Annotated in this window: 13 protein-coding genes; 6 read left to right on the forward strand and 7 right to left on the reverse strand. The window is 70.7% G+C overall.

The genetic code is table 11. The features are described 5' to 3' along the window. Positions 1–13: 13 nt before the first annotated feature. The 4 genes from ABS52_16730 to ABS52_16745 are packed head-to-tail and all read right to left on the reverse strand — an operon-like array spanning position 14 to position 3,754. Positions 14–628, reverse strand: a complete 615-nt coding sequence (locus ABS52_16730) for an aromatic acid decarboxylase (protein ID ODT01392.1) — start codon at positions 626–628, stop codon at positions 14–16. Next, positions 625–1,515: a hypothetical protein gene (locus ABS52_16735; protein ID ODT01420.1), complete on the reverse strand. Its 891-nt coding sequence runs from the start codon at positions 1,513–1,515 to the stop codon at positions 625–627. Before ABS52_16735 ends, ABS52_16730 begins: the two co-directional genes overlap by 4 nt. Before the next feature lie 59 nt (positions 1,516–1,574). After that, a complete protein-coding gene (locus ABS52_16740) occupies positions 1,575–3,077 on the reverse strand; it encodes a menaquinone biosynthesis decarboxylase (GenBank protein ID ODT01393.1) in 1,503 nt (500 codons plus the stop codon). Positions 3,078–3,088: 11 nt separating this feature from the next. Next, positions 3,089–3,754: a hypothetical protein gene (locus ABS52_16745; protein ID ODT01421.1), complete on the reverse strand. Its 666-nt coding sequence runs from the start codon at positions 3,752–3,754 to the stop codon at positions 3,089–3,091. A 212-nt stretch (positions 3,755–3,966) separates the two neighbouring features. Between ABS52_16745 and ABS52_16750 the strand changes: the two genes are divergently transcribed. From ABS52_16750 to ABS52_16760, 3 genes are read left to right on the forward strand one after another with little or no spacing between them, the layout of a single operon-like run. Further along, positions 3,967–4,569 carry a hypothetical protein gene (locus ABS52_16750; GenBank protein ODT01394.1) on the forward strand — a complete coding sequence of 201 codons (603 nt, stop codon included), beginning with the start codon at positions 3,967–3,969 and terminating at the stop codon, positions 4,567–4,569. 49 nt (positions 4,570–4,618) lie between these two features. Then, a complete protein-coding gene (locus tag ABS52_16755) occupies positions 4,619–5,209 on the forward strand; it encodes a hypothetical protein (protein ODT01395.1) in 591 nt (196 codons plus the stop codon). A 1-nt stretch (position 5,210) separates the two neighbouring features. Further along, entirely contained in the window at positions 5,211–6,419 is a 1,209-nt protein-coding gene (locus ABS52_16760) for a hypothetical protein (protein ODT01396.1), read from the forward strand. 43 nt (positions 6,420–6,462) lie between these two features. Here the strand turns inward: ABS52_16760 and ABS52_16765 are convergent, their stop codons facing one another. Next, entirely contained in the window at positions 6,463–7,008 is a 546-nt protein-coding gene (locus ABS52_16765) for a hypothetical protein (GenBank protein ID ODT01397.1), read from the reverse strand. A gap of 492 nt (positions 7,009–7,500) precedes the next feature. On the opposite strand from ABS52_16765, the gene ABS52_16770 reads away from it, so the two are divergent. Together ABS52_16770 and ABS52_16775 are read left to right on the forward strand one after the other, a co-directional pair. Continuing rightward, entirely contained in the window at positions 7,501–10,512 is a 3,012-nt protein-coding gene (locus tag ABS52_16770; GenBank protein ODT01398.1) for a hypothetical protein, read from the forward strand. A 41-nt stretch (positions 10,513–10,553) separates the two neighbouring features. After that, positions 10,554–11,816: a hypothetical protein gene (locus tag ABS52_16775; protein ODT01399.1), complete on the forward strand. Its 1,263-nt coding sequence runs from the start codon at positions 10,554–10,556 to the stop codon at positions 11,814–11,816. 130 nt (positions 11,817–11,946) lie between these two features. Here the strand turns inward: ABS52_16775 and ABS52_16780 are convergent, their stop codons facing one another. Together ABS52_16780 and ABS52_16785 are read right to left on the reverse strand one after the other, a co-directional pair. Continuing rightward, on the reverse strand, positions 11,947–13,554 hold the full coding sequence (locus ABS52_16780; protein ID ODT01400.1) for a hypothetical protein: 1,608 nt from the start codon (positions 13,552–13,554) through the stop codon (positions 11,947–11,949). 144 nt (positions 13,555–13,698) lie between these two features. Beyond that, a complete protein-coding gene (locus ABS52_16785) occupies positions 13,699–14,163 on the reverse strand; it encodes a hypothetical protein (GenBank protein ID ODT01401.1) in 465 nt (154 codons plus the stop codon). A 319-nt stretch (positions 14,164–14,482) separates the two neighbouring features. Between ABS52_16785 and ABS52_16790 the strand changes: the two genes are divergently transcribed. Further along, entirely contained in the window at positions 14,483–15,124 is a 642-nt protein-coding gene (locus ABS52_16790; GenBank protein ODT01402.1) for a hypothetical protein, read from the forward strand. Positions 15,125–15,388: the final 264 nt, after the last annotated feature.

The raw sequence follows: 15,388 nt of genomic DNA on the forward strand, positions 1-15,388 counted from the left end.
GGGCGCCCTCCGCTCAGGCATTGAGGGCGTCCGGCTCGCCGCCCCAGCGCCTGACGAGTGCGTGCTCGACGTCCAGGTGATCGAGGATGCGGGCGACCACGAAGTTGACGAGGTCGTCGATCCCGTGGGGCTGGTGGTAGAAGCCGGGCGAGGCCGGCATCACCACCCCGCCCGCCTGGGTGAGGCGGAGCATGTTCTCGAGGTGGATCGCGCTGTAGGGCGTCTCCCGGGGGACGACGATGAGGCGGCGGCGCTCCTTGAGCATGACGTCGGCGGCGCGCTCCACGAGCGAGCGCGACGTCCCTTGCGCGATGGACGCGATGGTCCCCATGGAGCAGGGACAGATGACCATGCCGTGCATCCGTGTCGACCCCGAGGCGGGCGAGGCGCCCCGGTCCTTGTCGTCGAAGTACGTGACCCAGCGGTCGAAGGCCTCCGCGCCGACGTGGGCGCGGAGGGCGGCGAGGTCGGCCAGCCCCAGCTCGGTGTGGAGGAGGCGGAAGCCGTGGCCGGAGACGACGAGCCAGACGCGTCGCCGGGCCGCCACCAGCGACTCGAGGAGGCGGACGGCGTAGGGGGCGCCGGACGCGCCGGTGACGGCGAGGACGATGGGAGGCGCCGCGTTCACCGGCCGAATCCCAGCGTCGGGCCCGCGTGATAGGCGTGGAGCACGCGTTCCAGCAGCACGATGAGGAAGAAGACGATGCTGATGACGCCGTTCATGGTGAAGAAGGCGGCATCGAGCTTCGAGAGGTCGCCGGGGGTGACGAGGGAGTGCTCGTAGAGGAGGAGGGCGGCGACGGTCAGGACGGCGGCACCATACAGCAGGGCGCCGTCGGTGACGACGCCGACCAGGGCGAGCGCGAGGACGGTCGTCAGGTGCAACCCCCGCGACAGGGCAATCGCGCGGCGGGCGCCGAGGGCGACCGGGATCGAGTGGAGCCCGTGCTGGCGGTCGAAGGCCTCGTCCTGCAGGGCGTAGAGGATGTCGAAGCCGCCTCCCCACGTGGTCACCGCCAGCGACAGGGCCAGCGGCATCCACCACGGCGACGGCCACGCCCCGGTGACCGCGAGGTAGCCCCCGACAGGCGCAATCGACATGCCGGCACCCAGCACCAGGTGCGACCAGCGGGTGAAGCGCTTGGTGTACGAGTAGAAGCAGACCCACGCCAGGGCGACCGGCGCGAGCAGTCCGCAGAGCGGGTTGAGGCTCCAGGCGGCGTAGATGAAGAGCGCCGACGACACCGCCACGGCCACCGACGCCTCGCGCACCGTCATCGCCCCGCTGGGGATCTCCCGCATGGAGGTGCGCGGGTTGCGGCTGTCGATGTCCCGGTCCACGATCCGGTTGAACCCCATCCCGGTGAAGCGGGCGCAGGTGAAGGCCAGGACCACCCACCCCAGCATGGCGAAGGTGACCGGCGCCCGGTACGACGCCAGCGTGACCCCGACGAGGGCGAAGGGGAGGGCGAAGACGGTGTGCGGGAGCTTCACGAAGTTGGCGTACTTCACCAACCGCGTGCTCCCTTCGAAGGTCTGCCCCTCGCGCACCGGCACCGGCGCGGGCGCGCGTGTCACCGCCCGTCTCCCGCGGCCCCGCGCCCGTCTATCCCCAGCTTCGCCCACATCGCGTCCACGCGCCGCTTCGTCGCCTCGTCCATCTCGATCACCTTGGGCCAGTTGCGCGTGAACCCCTCTTCCGGCCACTTGCGGGTGGCGTCGATCCCCATCTTGCTCCCGTAGGTGAAGGCGCGCGAGGCGTGGTCGAGGACGTCGACCGGCCCCATGGTGAAACGGGTGTCGCGCTCGGGATCGATGTTGTTGAGCGCCACCCACCACGCCTCCTGCGGATTGCGCACGTCGACCTCCTTGTCGACGATCACCAGCACCTTGGCCAGCGACATCAGCCCCTGTCCCCACATGGCGTTCATGACCTTGTACGCCTGCCCGGGATACTGCTTGTCGATCGACACGAAGACGAGGTTGTGGAAGATCCCCTCGGCGGGCATGTGATAGTCGACGATCTCCGGGATCGTGAGCTTGAGGAGCGGCAGGAAGATGCGCTCCGTGGCGTGGCCCAGGTAGAAGTCCTCCATGGGCGGACGTCCGACGATGGTGGTGCCGTACACCGCGTTCTTCCGCATCGTGACCGCCGTGACCCGCACGCGCGGGTAGAGGTCGGCCTCGGAGTAGAAGCCGGTGTGATCCCCGAACGGCCCCTCCACCACGAGCGCCTCGGCGGGGTCGATCTCGCCCTCGATGACGATCTCCGCGTCCCACGGGACGTCGAGGTCGCACGTGAGCGCCTTCACGAGGCGGACCGGCTCCTTGCGCAGGAAGCCGGCGAAGAGGAACTCGTCGATGTTGGGGGGGAGCGGCGCCGAGGCGGCATAGACGCTCGCGGGGTCGGCGCCGACGACGATGCAGACCGGCATCTTCTCCCCCTTCTCCGCCATCTCGCGCCAGTGGGCGGCCCCCACCTTGTGGCGCTGCCAGTGCATCGCCACCGAGTCCTTCCCCAGCTGCTGCACCCGGTACATCCCGACGTTGCGGATTCCGCGCTTCGGGTCCTTCGACGTCACCATGGTGAGGGTGATGAAGGGGCCGCCGTCCTCGGGCCAGCAGGTGAGGATCGGAAGGCGGTCGAGGTCGATCTGGTCACCGGTCCAGACGACTTCCTGGCACGGCGGCCGTCCGCCCTTCACGCGCGGCGGGAACTTCCCGACCTCGAGGAGGCGCGGGAGGAGGGAGAGCTTCCCGAGCAGGCCGTCGGGGACCTTGAGGTCCAGCATCTGCGTGATGCGGCCCCCGATCTCGTCCATCGTCTCCACGCCTAACGACATCGCCATCCGCCGGTACGACCCGAAGAGGTTGATGGCCACCGGGTACTCCGACCGCGTCCCGTCGCGCAGGACGGGATGCTCGAAGAGGAGGGCCTTGCCGCCGCCCGGCATCTTGCTCACCCGGTCCGCGATCTCGCACAGCTCCAGGTGGACCGAGACGGGATGCGAGATGCGGACCAGCTCGCCCGCCCGGTCGAGGGCCGCGATGAAGCTCTGGAGATCGTCGAACGGCATCGAGGAAGTCGTCATTTCACCCCTACATGAATGGCGGCCACGCCGAACGTGAGGTCACGGTACCGCACGTCGGTGAAGCCCGCGTCGCGCATGCGCTGGGCGAGCTCCTCCTGCACGGGAAAGTTGGCGACCGACCGCGGGAGGTACGCGTAGGCGGTCCGGTGGCCGCTGATCACCCCGCCGATCCATGGCAGGACGTGGTGGAAATAGGCGTGATAGGCGGCGCGCACCACGGCGCTCCGCGGCGTGGAGAACTCGAGGATCACGAAGCGGGCCCCGGGCCTCAGGACGCGGTGCACCTCGCGGAGCCCGGCCCCGAGGTCGGCGAGGTTGCGGATCCCGAAGGCGACGATGGCGCCGTCCAGCGCCTCGGCGCGATAGGGGAGTTCGAGCGCATCGCCGTTGACCGCGGCCAGCGCCGTGCGGGGCGCCTTCCCCGCCCCGGCCCGCAGCATCGGGAGGGCGAAGTCGGTCCCGAGCACGAAGCCGCGAAAGCCCGGCACGCGGACGAGCTGCGTCCCCACGTCGAGCGTCCCCGCGCACAGGTCGAGGTAACTCCCCTCCGGCGCGCGCGTCCACCCCAACTCGCGAATGGCCGCCGTGCGCCACCGCTTGTCGATGTTGAAGCTCAGGAGGTGATTGAGGAGATCGTAGCGCGGGGCGATCTCCGAGAAGATGCGGCGGACGTAGGCACGCTTGACGGCGCCACCCTCGGCGGCGGCGCGCGCCTCTGCCGCATCGAGATCGGTCGAGGTCATGAGGGCCGTAAGTTGAGTGGACGCCGTACCCCGGGCAAGCGCATGTCCTAGACCGGGTTGGGCGCACTCGATAGCTTCCCAACTTCGCGAGCGGAGTGCGGGTTCCCGCGGCGCGTCGCGCACCCCCCGAGATGGCCGCCCTCCTCGACCTACGCAACCTCCCAGACGCCGATCTCGTCGCGCTCGCCCAGGAAGGGCGCGAGGCGGCCTACCGGGAACTGGTGCGCCGGTACGAGCGCCCGGTCTTCTCCCTGATCTTCCGCATGGTACGCGACCGCGAGGCCTCCGAGGACCTCGCCCAGGACACGTTCATCAAGGTCCTGAACCACATCGACAAGTACCGTCCCGAGTTCAAGCTCTCGAGCTGGCTCTTCAAGATCGCCAACAACGTGGCGATCGATTACCTGCGCAAGCGCCAGCTGGACACCATCTCCATCGATGGCTCCCCACACGCCCTCTCGGCGGCCGAGGTGGAGGCGACGTCGTTCGACGTCGTGGCGCGCCAGGAATCGGCGCTCGAAGAGATGGAGGCGCGCGAGCTCGGGAGCGCCATCGAGCGGGCCATCCAGGGGCTCCGTCCCGAGTACCGCGCCAGCATCATGCTGCGCCACGTGGAAGGGCGGTCGTACGAGGAGATCGCCGCCACGCTCGACCTGCCATTGGGAACCGTTAAGACCTACATCCACCGCGCCCGGCATCAGCTGCGCGATGCCCTCGAGAGCGTGCGGGAATGACTGAAACCCTTCGCCGAGTCGCTGCGTAAGAGCCATCGGAGGCACTCACTTGGACCACCGGCATCTACTTCCCGACGAGATCGATCTCCTCCTCGATGGCGAGGAGGGGTTCGGCGTGACCCCGCTCAAGGCGCACCTGGCGCAGTGTGCGGGGTGCCGTGCCGAGTACGAGGCCCAGCGCGAGGTCTCGCTGGCGCTCGAGGCACTGCCACATATCGCCCCGTCGGCGCGCTTCACCGAGAAGGTGATGGCCAGCGTGCATGTCTTCGAGCCGTGGCACGTCACCTTGCGTGACCACCTCCTGCGCGCCCTCCCCCGCACACAGGTCGGGCGGGCGGTCGTCTTCGGGACCGGTGGGGTGATGGCCGTCACCATGACCGCCCTCACCGTCTGGCTGGCGCACCGCGCCGATGCCGTCCTCTTCCTCGGGGCGCTCGTCGGGCAGCGGACCCGGGAGGCGGTGGCCGGCGGCGTGCACGAGGCGGTGGTCTCGACGGTCGGCCAGGGGGCGGCCAGCACGGTCGCATCGAGCGGGATGGCCGGAGTGGCGATCGCGGCCTCCGTCGTCGCCATCGCCATCCTCGGAACCGCCTTCGGGCTCAAGACGCTGGCGTCTGCCTCTCGCAGTCGGAGGAGCTAGCGTGCGTCCCTTCATGTTGCGCCGCGCCGCGATGCTGCACCTCACGCTGGCGGCGCTCTCGCCCGTCGTCCTGGTCGCCCAGCGCGGAACCGACACGGCGGTCGTCACGATCGGCGGAGCCAAGGCCACCGTCGTGACCGGGGAGGATGGAAGGGTCGAGAGCGCGGCGATCGCGCCGAGGGCGCAGCCCGCCGATTCGGGGCAGCCAGCGGGGCGCGCCACGGCCACGCGACCCACCGCCGACAGCCTCACGCTGGGTGGGCGGGTGATTCCGGCAGGGACCACGGTCGAGGGGCCGGTGGTGGTTGCCGGGGGCGACCTCGAGGTGCGCGGGACGATCCAGGGGACGGCCGTCGCCATCGCCGGCGACGTCGTGGTGCACAGTGGGGGGCGGGTGACGGGCGACGCCATCGCCGCCTTCGGCGACGTGACACTGGACGGCGGGACGGTGGGAGGGGCGATGCGCTCGATGACCGGGCGTTGGGGGGAGAGCCTCCGATCGAGCATGCGCGGCACCGGGCTGGAGCCGACGAAGCGTTCGCCCTTCCAGTTCGCCCTCGGGTGGTTCGGGGTGATGCTCCTGATCGCCCTGGGGGTCCTGGTCTTCGCCAGCAGCTACCTGGACGGGGTCGTGGACGTGCTGCGGGAGTCGTTCTGGCGCTCGTTCTTCGTGGGGATCGCCGGCGAGCTGGGGATCCTCCCCGCCATCCTGGTGCTGGTGGTGGGGTTGGCGATGACGGTGATCGGCGCCTTGCTGATCCCCTTCGCGGTGGTGGCGATGGTGCTGGCGGTCGCCGGGCTGGCGACGCTGGGGTTCATCGCCGTCGCGCAGCTGACCGGGGGGAGCATCGGCGGGCGTTCCGCCGCGCGCCTGTCGGCACGGGGGGGGGCGCTGCGGGCGGTGCTGCTGGGCGTGAGCCTGTACATGGGGCTCTGGCTGGTGGCCACGGCGTTGGGCGCCGTGCCGGTGGCCGGGGTCGCGTTGCGCCTGGCGGCGCTCCTGGTCACATACGTGGCGGTGACGGCGGGCTTCGGCGCCGCCCTGTTGTCGCGCGGCGGGACGCGGCGCGACGCGGCGGTTCCGCAGGCCCCGGCCGCCGCGCTCGACGCGGCCAGCTGGCAGACCCCGACCCCGGTGACCGGTGTGGTCGCGGCGCGGCGCCCGGCGGTTGCCCCCAGGGGCGAGGCGGGAGGGAGCGGACGGCGTTAGGCGCCCGCCGCCCCGCCGGGCGCCCGGCGGGGCGGCGCGTCGCTCAGGCGGCCCAGATGCCGCCCCCCGTCGCGCCCTGCCGCCCTCGGCGCGGGACGTAGATGAACGTCAGCACCTGCTCGAAGAGGGTCGAGGCGGGGTCGCAGACGTACTCCTCCCAGACGGGGGCGAGCCGCTCCCAGTCGGCGTCCGTCGCGAGGATTCCGCGAGCCACGAGCCACTCGACCACGCGGGCGTAGGTGTCGGCGAGGGCGCGACAGGAGCCGTGGTGCGAGAAGCGCCAGGCGGGGGTGCCCGGGAGGTCGGCGAACCGAATCGTCGGGGTGGGGACCACCGGGCGCGCGGGAAAGGCTACCGGGAGCGCGAGGAGGGGGGGGCGGAGGGAGTGACTCCGTGGCGATCGGATGAGGCGAGGGTGCTCGAGCACCGCGAGGCCGAAGCGCCGGGCGAATCCCATGAGCCTCCCGAACCCTCGCCCCAGCGCGGCGTCGAGCGTCTCGTCGCTGAGGCGTGGGGGGACATCGGTGATGATGGCGGAGACCGGTTCGACGTGGATCTCGACGACCTCGAGCGTGCGCGTAGTGACCATGGCGTGCTCCCCCCCTGGCGGACGGAGATGAATACGCGTGACGCCGCTGGTGGTTCCCACTGCAGGATGCGTGCAGCGGCGCGGTTGGCGGGCTGGACCGCGCGCCGAGGACCATCGCACGGGGGAGGCGCGAGCGGGGACGCAGCGCACCGAGGAACATTGCGTGACAGAATATCGCGCGGCAGAACATCGCGCGACAGAACGTCGCGCGGCGGGACGGATGCGCGAGCGCGGCGGCGCTCGTGGCACCGACGGTGCGGTGCCTAACAGCGGCTTAGCGTGCCGTGCCCGGTCGTGCGCCGGATTCCCTATTGCCGCGCGCCATCCCTCGCCTTACGCTAGCGATGCGTGCGCCCCATCCCGGCGGCTCGCGCGTTGCCGTCGCCCCGCGGCGTTTTCGGCAGCTGCAATGCGATCTCCACCATTCCAACCGACTCGCGTATGCCTACTCTCCGTCGGTCCCTCCAGAGTCGCGCTCCGGCCCCCGCGCCTGTGACAGGCGAGGCGCGCCGGCGCGCCAGGAACACGCTCGCCTCGTTCACGCTCCTCGCGGCGCTCGCCGCCCCACTCGCCGCACAGCAGGGAACGGTGGGCGGTGTCGTGGTGAGCGCCGCCAGCGGCGCCCCCGTCCCCGGTACGCAGGTCTTCGTGGCCGGCACCGCCACGGGGACGACGACCGACGCCAACGGCCGCTTCCGCATCGGCGGGCTTTCGGGTGACAGCGTCACGCTGTCGATCCGCCGCATCGGCTTCCAGGCCGCGACGCGCCGCGCGCGCGTGGGCGACGTGGAGCTCCGCATCGGCATCGTCGAGCGCGCGCTCGAGCTGAGCCAGGTCGTCGTGACGGGGACCGCCGGGAACGCCGAGAAGAAGGCGATCGGCAACGTGGTCACGACCGTCAACGCCGCGGACATCGTCGCCACGCAACCGGTGCGCTCGTTCCAGGAGCTGCTCACGGGGCGTGCCGCCGGCGTCAGCGTCATCGGGAGCTCGGGACAGGTGGGGTCGGGGTCGCGCATCCGGGTGCGCGGGGCTTCGTCGCTCTCCCTCAACAACGACCCCCTCATCTACGTGGACGGCGTGCGCGTGGACAACACGCAGGCGTCGGGGCCGACCAGCCAGGCGTTCGGATCGGCGCCGATCTCGCGCTGGAACGACTTCGACCCCGATGACATCGAGAGCATCGAGGTCATCAAGGGGCCGGCGGCCGCCACGCTGTACGGGACCGAGGCGTCGAACGGCGTCGTGCAGATCGTCACCAAGCGCGGCGCGGCGGGGCGCCCGGTGTGGAGCTTCGGGACGCGCCTCGGCGCCAACCAGGTGCCCGACTGGAAGAACCGCTTCTACACCAACTACGGCGCCATCCCGCTGACCGGGAGCGCGACCGCGCTCGACACGGTGACCCTGAGCCCGGCGCAGCTGAACGACTCGCTGCACGCGGCGTTCGGCAACGACATCCTCCGCACCGGACTCCTCCAGGAGTACAACGCGAGCGTGAGCGGCGGCAATGCCGCGGTGCGCTATTTCGTGGGCGGCAACTACGAGGAGAACCAGGGGGTCGAGCGCGCCAACCGCCTCAACCGGGCCAATGTGCGCGCCAACATGACCATCACGCCGAGCGAGAAGTGGAGCGTGCAGTCATCGATGGGGTACACCACCGGGCGCACGTACGTCCCGTACGAGGCGGGCGGCGGCGGCCTCACGTGGGCCACCTACTTCTCGTCGCCGGGCTTCCTGTTCAGCGGGCGCAATCCCGGCAATCCGCAGCTAGGGTTCCGGTCGGGACCGCCGAACATCTACTGGGAGGCGTACAACGTCTTCCAGGACGCCGACCGCTTCACGGGAAGCACGCAGATCACCCACTCCCCGGCGAAGTGGTTCAACCACCGCCTCATCGTCGGCCTCGACCGCCTGGCCGAGACGAACCACGACCAGGGGCAGCGGAACGACGACCTGGCGGCGAAGTATGCCTCGTTCTCCAGCGTCGGCGGGACGACCAAGGGGTACGTCTCCATCGGGACGCGTGACGTCACCTACAACACGGTCGACTACTCGGCCAACGCCACCTTCACCTTCGGTGACTGGACGAGCACCTCCTCGGCGGGCGGGCAGTACTACGCGCGCCGCTCGACCGTTCGTTCCTTCTACGGCCAGGAGTTCCCGGCGTCGGGGCTCATCTCGCTGCGCGCCGCCGCCATCCAGCGCACCGACCAGGACGACGTCTTCGACAACAACACGATCGGCGGCTACCTGCAGGAGCAGATGAGCTGGAACGACCGGTTGTTCCTGACGGCGGCCCTCCGCGCCGACGACAACTCGGCGTTCGGGACCAACTACCCGGTGGTGAAGTACCCGAAGTTCAGCGCCTCGTACGTCCTCAGCGAGGAGCCGGCGATCAAGCTCCCGTCGTGGGTCAACACGCTGCGCGTGCGCGGTGCCTTCGGCGGGAGCGGCCTGCAGCCGGGCGCCTTCGACGCCATCCGGACCTACAACTCGGTGGGTGGCGTGGTCACCCCCGCCAACGCCGGCAACCCCGACCTCGGCCCGGAGCAGAGCTACGAGCTGGAGCTCGGCCTCGACGCCGGGCTGTTCGACGACCGCTACGGCATCGAGTTCACGTATTTCAACGGCTACACCAAGGACGCGATCCTCTCACGCCAGGCTCCGCCGTCTGCCGGGTTCCCCGGGCTCCAGTTCTTCAACGCCGGGCAGGTGGACCGCAAGGGCCTCGAATGGCTGGTGCGGGCCCAACCGATCCGCAGCGGAAGGCTCACGCTCGACCTCGCGCTCAGCGGCTCGACCAACTCGTACAACATCAAGGACCTGGGCGGCAACAAGGTCGTGTCGCTGTCCGGCCAGATCCAGCACGTCGTGGGCTACGCCCCCGGCGCCTGGTGGGATCGCCGGGTGGTGAAGGCCGACAAGGATGCGAACAACAAGGCCATCAACCTGCAGTGTGACGACGGCAAGGGCGGGATGGTGGCGTGCGCCAGCGCGCCGCGCGTCTTCCTTGGCAACTCCGTCCCCACCTACGAGGGATCGTTCACCACGGGGCTCACCCTCTGGCAGAACCTGCGCATCAACGCCTTCGTCGACTGGCGTGGCGGCTACAAGAAGCTCGACGGCAACCGGCGCGTGCGCTGCAACCTGTTCTCGCTCTGCCGCGAGAACTACTACCCGCAGGACTACGACGCCGTGACGCTCGCCGAGGTGCAAGGCGGGACGGCATACACGTACAACCTGGTCCAGGACGCGAGCTTCCTCCGCTTCCGCGAGCTCTCGGCGTCGTACGCGCTCCCCAACAGCCTGGCCTCGTACTTCCGGGCCTCGCGGGCCACGATCACCCTCGCCGGCCGCAACCTGGGGATGAGCACCAGGTACAAGGGGATGGACCCCGAGGCGTCGTTCAACGGCGGCTCGCGCGGCGGGGCCTTCGGCCAGTGGGAACAGAACGTCCTGCCACAGGTTCGCCAGATCGTGACCACCATCAGCCTGAGCTACTGACCATGACGCCTTCAACGCTCCAGGGGCGCACGTCCCGCGCGATGGGCGCCGCCTATCGCCTGGCGCGGCACGTCGCCGCCGCCGCGCTGCTCACGCTCCCGCTGGTGGCGTGCAGCGACGAGATCGACCAGCTCCTCAGCGCCGAGAGCCCCGCGCGGCTGTCGGAAAGCGGGCTCCTGCAACCTTCCAACGCCGCGCTCCTGGTGGCCAGCTCGGTGGCCGACCTCGAATGTGCACTCGGCTCCTACATCGTGGCGGGCGGGCTTGCCGCCGGTGAGCTGGTGGACGCCACGCAGACCGCCTCGCGCTGGTCGTACGACCGGCGCGAGGTCCTCCCGACCGACGCCCACTACTCGACCTTCTCCTGCGAAGGGTTGGGGGTGTACACGCCGATCAACACGGCGCGCCACACCAACGACCAGGCGACGAAGAAGCTCGAGGAATGGACCGACCAGCAGGTCGCCAACCGCCAGCGCTTCATCGCCACGACGGCGGCGATGGCCGGGTATGCCACCCTGTACCTGGGCGAGGGCTTCTGCTCGGCGACGATCAACGTCGGCCCCGAACTCACCTCCGACCAGGTCTTCGACTCGGCGGTCGTGCGCTTCACCAAGGCCATCACCGCGGCCACGGCGGCCAACGACCAGAACGTGCTGAACCTGGCGCGGGTCGGGCGCGCGAGAGCCTACCTCGACCGCGGCAACAAGGCGGCGGCCGCCGCCGATGCGGGGGGCGTCCCCGTGTCGTTCGTGTACAACGCGGAGCACAACACGCTGTCGACGCGACGGCAGAACCGCGTCTTCACGCAGAACAACCAGGGGCTCGCGGTGACGATTGCCGCGCCGTACCGGAACCTGACGGTGCAGGGAGTCGCGGACCCGCGCGTCCGCATCACCAACGCCAACCGGCTGGCCTCGGACCAGGTGAACCCGCTCTACACCCAGAACAAGTACGGGTCGCTCACCGCCCCGACGCCGATCGCGACGGGGATCGAGGCCCAGCTGATCCTGGCCGAGGCGCAGGGAGGGGCAAGCGGCATCTCGATCCTGAACGCGTTGCGCGCCCGCGCGGGCGTCGCCCTCCCGCCGCTGACGGCGGCGGAGGAGGCGGCGTTCGCCACGACGCTCGCCGAGGAGCGCAATCGCGAGCTCTTCCTGCAGGGGAACCGCTGGTACGACCTCAAGCGGCTCAACCTCCCGCAGGTCCCGGCCGCGGGGACGCCGTATGCCAAGGGAGGCACGTACGGGAACCAGCGGTGCTGGCCGCTTCCCGACGCTGAGAAGCTGGCCAACCCCAACTTCTGAGGGACGGCGCCGGCGGCGCGCGGTGGCGCCCCCGGCGTGTGGCGGGACCGGCAGGTGCAATCAGGCAGGGGGCGAGCCCGCGGGCTCGCCCCCTGCAGGGGGCGAGCCCGCGGGCTCGCCCCCTGCCCCGTCATGGCGCACGCCACACGGTCGCCGCGCTCGTGTTCCCCGCCAGGTCCACCGCCTGCACCACGATGCCGTCGGTCCGCGCCCCATCGACGGCGGCAGGGACGCGCATCGTCCCGAGCGCCGCATGCACCCGGCGGCCGAACCAGCGGATCTCGTCGCTCGACGAGCGCGTGCGCCAGCGTACGAACCACCAGCGCAGCGGCTCCGCCGACGGCGACGCGAGCGTCACCCGCCACTCGGCGGGGCTGGCCGGCGCGACGTCGAGAGCGGGAGGGGCGGGCGGGGTGTCGTCGATCCAGGTGAGGGGCGGGGCGAGCGCGGAGGTCGCGAACGCTCCCGACGCGAGCGTGCCGAACAGGTTGTCGCGGTTGGCGAAGACGGAGCCGGCGCGGAAGAGGATCGTCCCCGGCGCCCCGCCCCGCTGCCGCACCGCGGCCACCTGGCTCACGATCTCGTTGGCCGTGTACGCGCTCGCCGACCCGTCGGCCACGCGATAGGCGGCGAGGCCGGGCCAAACGTGGCGCCCCATCGTGTTCTGCGCCAGCCACCAGTCCAGCAGGGCGTTGAACGGCTGCCCCGAGGAGCCGATGGCCCAGTAGAGCTGCGGGGCGAGGTAATCCACCCAGCCGCGCTGCAGCCAGAGGCGCGAGTCGGCGTAGAGCTCGTTCCAGGCGTCGAGCCCCGTCACGCCGACGGGGAACCCCGGGCGCCAGATCCCAAACGGCGAAATGCCGACACGCACCCACGGCTTGCGCTGCTTGACCTCGCGGTACATCCGCTCCACGAAGCGGTTGATGTTCTCGCGGCGCCAGTCGCCCCTGGCCAGCGTACCGCCGCCGCGCGTGTAGCGGGCATAGGTCGAGTCGTCGGGAAAGACGAGGGCGCCGCTGCTGTTCGGATACGGATAGAAGAAATCGTCGATGTGGAGGGCGTCGATGTCGTAGCGCTGCACCACGTCGTTCATGACGGCGATGGTGTGGTCCTGCACGTCCTGCTCGCCGGGATCGAACCAGAGGCCGACGCCGTTGCCGGTAACGCGGTCGCGCGGGATGCGCCGGAGGTCGGGGCGGAGGGCGGCGAAGTGCGTGGGAGCGAGGCGCGCCGTGTCGCTGGCGTTGCCGGCGCGGAAGGGGTTGAACCAGGCATGCACCTCGAGGCCGCGGGCGCGCGCCGAGTCGATCGCCAGCTGCAGCGGGTCGTAGCCGGGGGCCACGTCGGTGCGCCCGGCGAGGGCGGTGGCCCACGGTTCGGTGCCGCCGGCGTACAGGCGCTCGCCGTTCACGCGCACCTGGAAGACCACGGCGTTGGCGCCGAGCTGCGCCGCCCGGTCGAGAAGGGAAACCAGCTCGGCGCGCTGTTCGGCGGCGGTCAGCGTGGTGCGCGAAGGCCAGTCGAGGTTGGCCACCGTCGCGATCCAGACGCCCCGGAACTCACGAAGGACGGCCGGGACGGTGAAGGCCGTGTCGCGCGGCGTGGGCGGCGGGGGGGTGGTTCCGGGACCGGTGGGCGAGTCGTCGCCGGAACAGGCGGCGAGCACCAGGGCAAGGGCGCCGATGACGCGCCGTCCGAGGCGACGACGAGCGGAAGGTGCGAGTTGTCGAATGCGCATGCGGGGCGAAGAATGACGCATCGCGCGGCAGTTCGGGAGGACTACGCGCCAAGCGCGCCTCGAAGCGCGAGCCGCACGACCAGGCGCCAGGCGCGCCCCGAAGCGCCCTCCGCTGGCGGTGCCCTCCCCTTCGCCGCCACGGCGTCAACGCGTCGCGCCCCCCCGCCGCTTGCACACCTCCGCCAGGCGTTGCAGCTCCTCGCGATAGATGCGGGGGAGCGTGCGCTCCGTGATCCACCGCTCGACGGCCCCCCGCAGGCCGGCGACGAGGGGGAAGATCGTCTCGATCGTCACGCGCGTCTCAGCGGGACGGGTCGGATCGAAGAGGAAGTTCGTGATGGCTCCCGTCTCTTCGATGACTTCCACGAGCTTGCGTCCAGGCTCGGGCTCGGTGATGTCGGCGACCAACTCACGCGTGATGCCGAGAATCGTCATCGTGAAGCGCACGCGCGTCCCGGCGCCGACGCCGCCCGCCTCGACGACGAGAGGGCCGAACACCTTCGGGGGAACGATCAGGGGGTGCCCCTCGCGGTAATCCGCCACGATGCCGTAGCACGTGGCGGCCGAAGCGGGGATGAGGTCGGAGACGGAGACAGTGTACGTGGCCATCGGTCGATTCGGCGTGGCGAAGGGAACGTGGCGCGGTGCGCCACGGGGAAATCAGCGCCCTCCCGGCGTGAGGCGCGTGGGTCGAACGACCCGGGCCTCGGCGCCCGCTCCGATATGGTAACCGAGGTGTGCCCACGCGAGGGCGGCAGCGCGGCTGCGTCGACGACCGGGGGCACCGGACGCGGCGCGCAGGGGTGTCCTAACGGGAGTCCATGAGGCGCTGTCCGGATACGGAGGGCCGAATGCCCCCCCTCACGCTGACAGACGCCGCCGAATCGCCCCCCTACTGTCTTCCCACCACCGGAGACAGGAGGACCCCATGCGGTCCCGATTCCTCGCGTTGACCGTCGCCCTGACTCTCCCCCTGGCGTTCCCACTCGTCGCCGAGGCCCAGGCAAACCGCCCCGCGCGCGAGCTGGAGCGCTTCGAGGTCGGCGGCCTCCCCAAGGCGCCAGCGAGCGAACTGGAGAAGGAGATCTTCCTCCTCCTCCGCGTGCACAAGAAGGGCGACTATTCCGACGCCTCGCGCATCCACCTCAAGCTCGCCCAGTACTACAAGGAGCACGGGGAGGAGCTGATGGAGGACCTGTGCAACCAGAAGGCGATGGAGGCGTGGGCGGCGGCGTCGGGCGAGCGGCCGGCGTCGGCCGGATCGCCGGGATCGCCTCCCTTCGAGCCGCAGAACACCTTCGCGCGGCGGTTCAGTCACTCCGACGAGATGAAGATCCTGCACACCTGGGAGTTCTTCTCCGACGGGACGTATTCGCACGTGCTGGCGACGGCCGACCAGCCGGGCGGCTTCGGCCCACGCGAGCGCGGATGGTACACGCTCACGGGCGACCAGATGCGGCTCTGGCAGTTCAAGCCGCGTGGTGATCGCACAGTACGCGTCGAGTTGCTGGGCGCCGAGGGAAGGGACGGGGCGATCCTCGACGGCGCGCGGATGGTCGTCGTGCCGTAGCGCCGGACCGGTGCATCGAAGTCCCGCAACGGCCACCCGTCGCCGCTGAGCGCTCGCGGCCGACGTGAGTGACGAGCCGTTGCGGGCGCGTCATGAACGGTAGGACACCCTCCGGTCGTTCCTACACCGTTCGTCCGCCTGGCAGTGCCACTCGCCCCAATCGCATGGTGACGCGTGCGCGCGCCTACCTACGTGCCCCGTGCAGGCGGGCGCGCGTGGGGCTCCCTCGCGCGCCCGCGCCTGACGAGTCGCGTCGGGCCGTCG

The organism is Gemmatimonadetes bacterium SCN 70-22 (assembly GCA_001724275.1).
Lineage (GTDB): Bacteria > Gemmatimonadota > Gemmatimonadetes > Gemmatimonadales > Gemmatimonadaceae > SCN-70-22.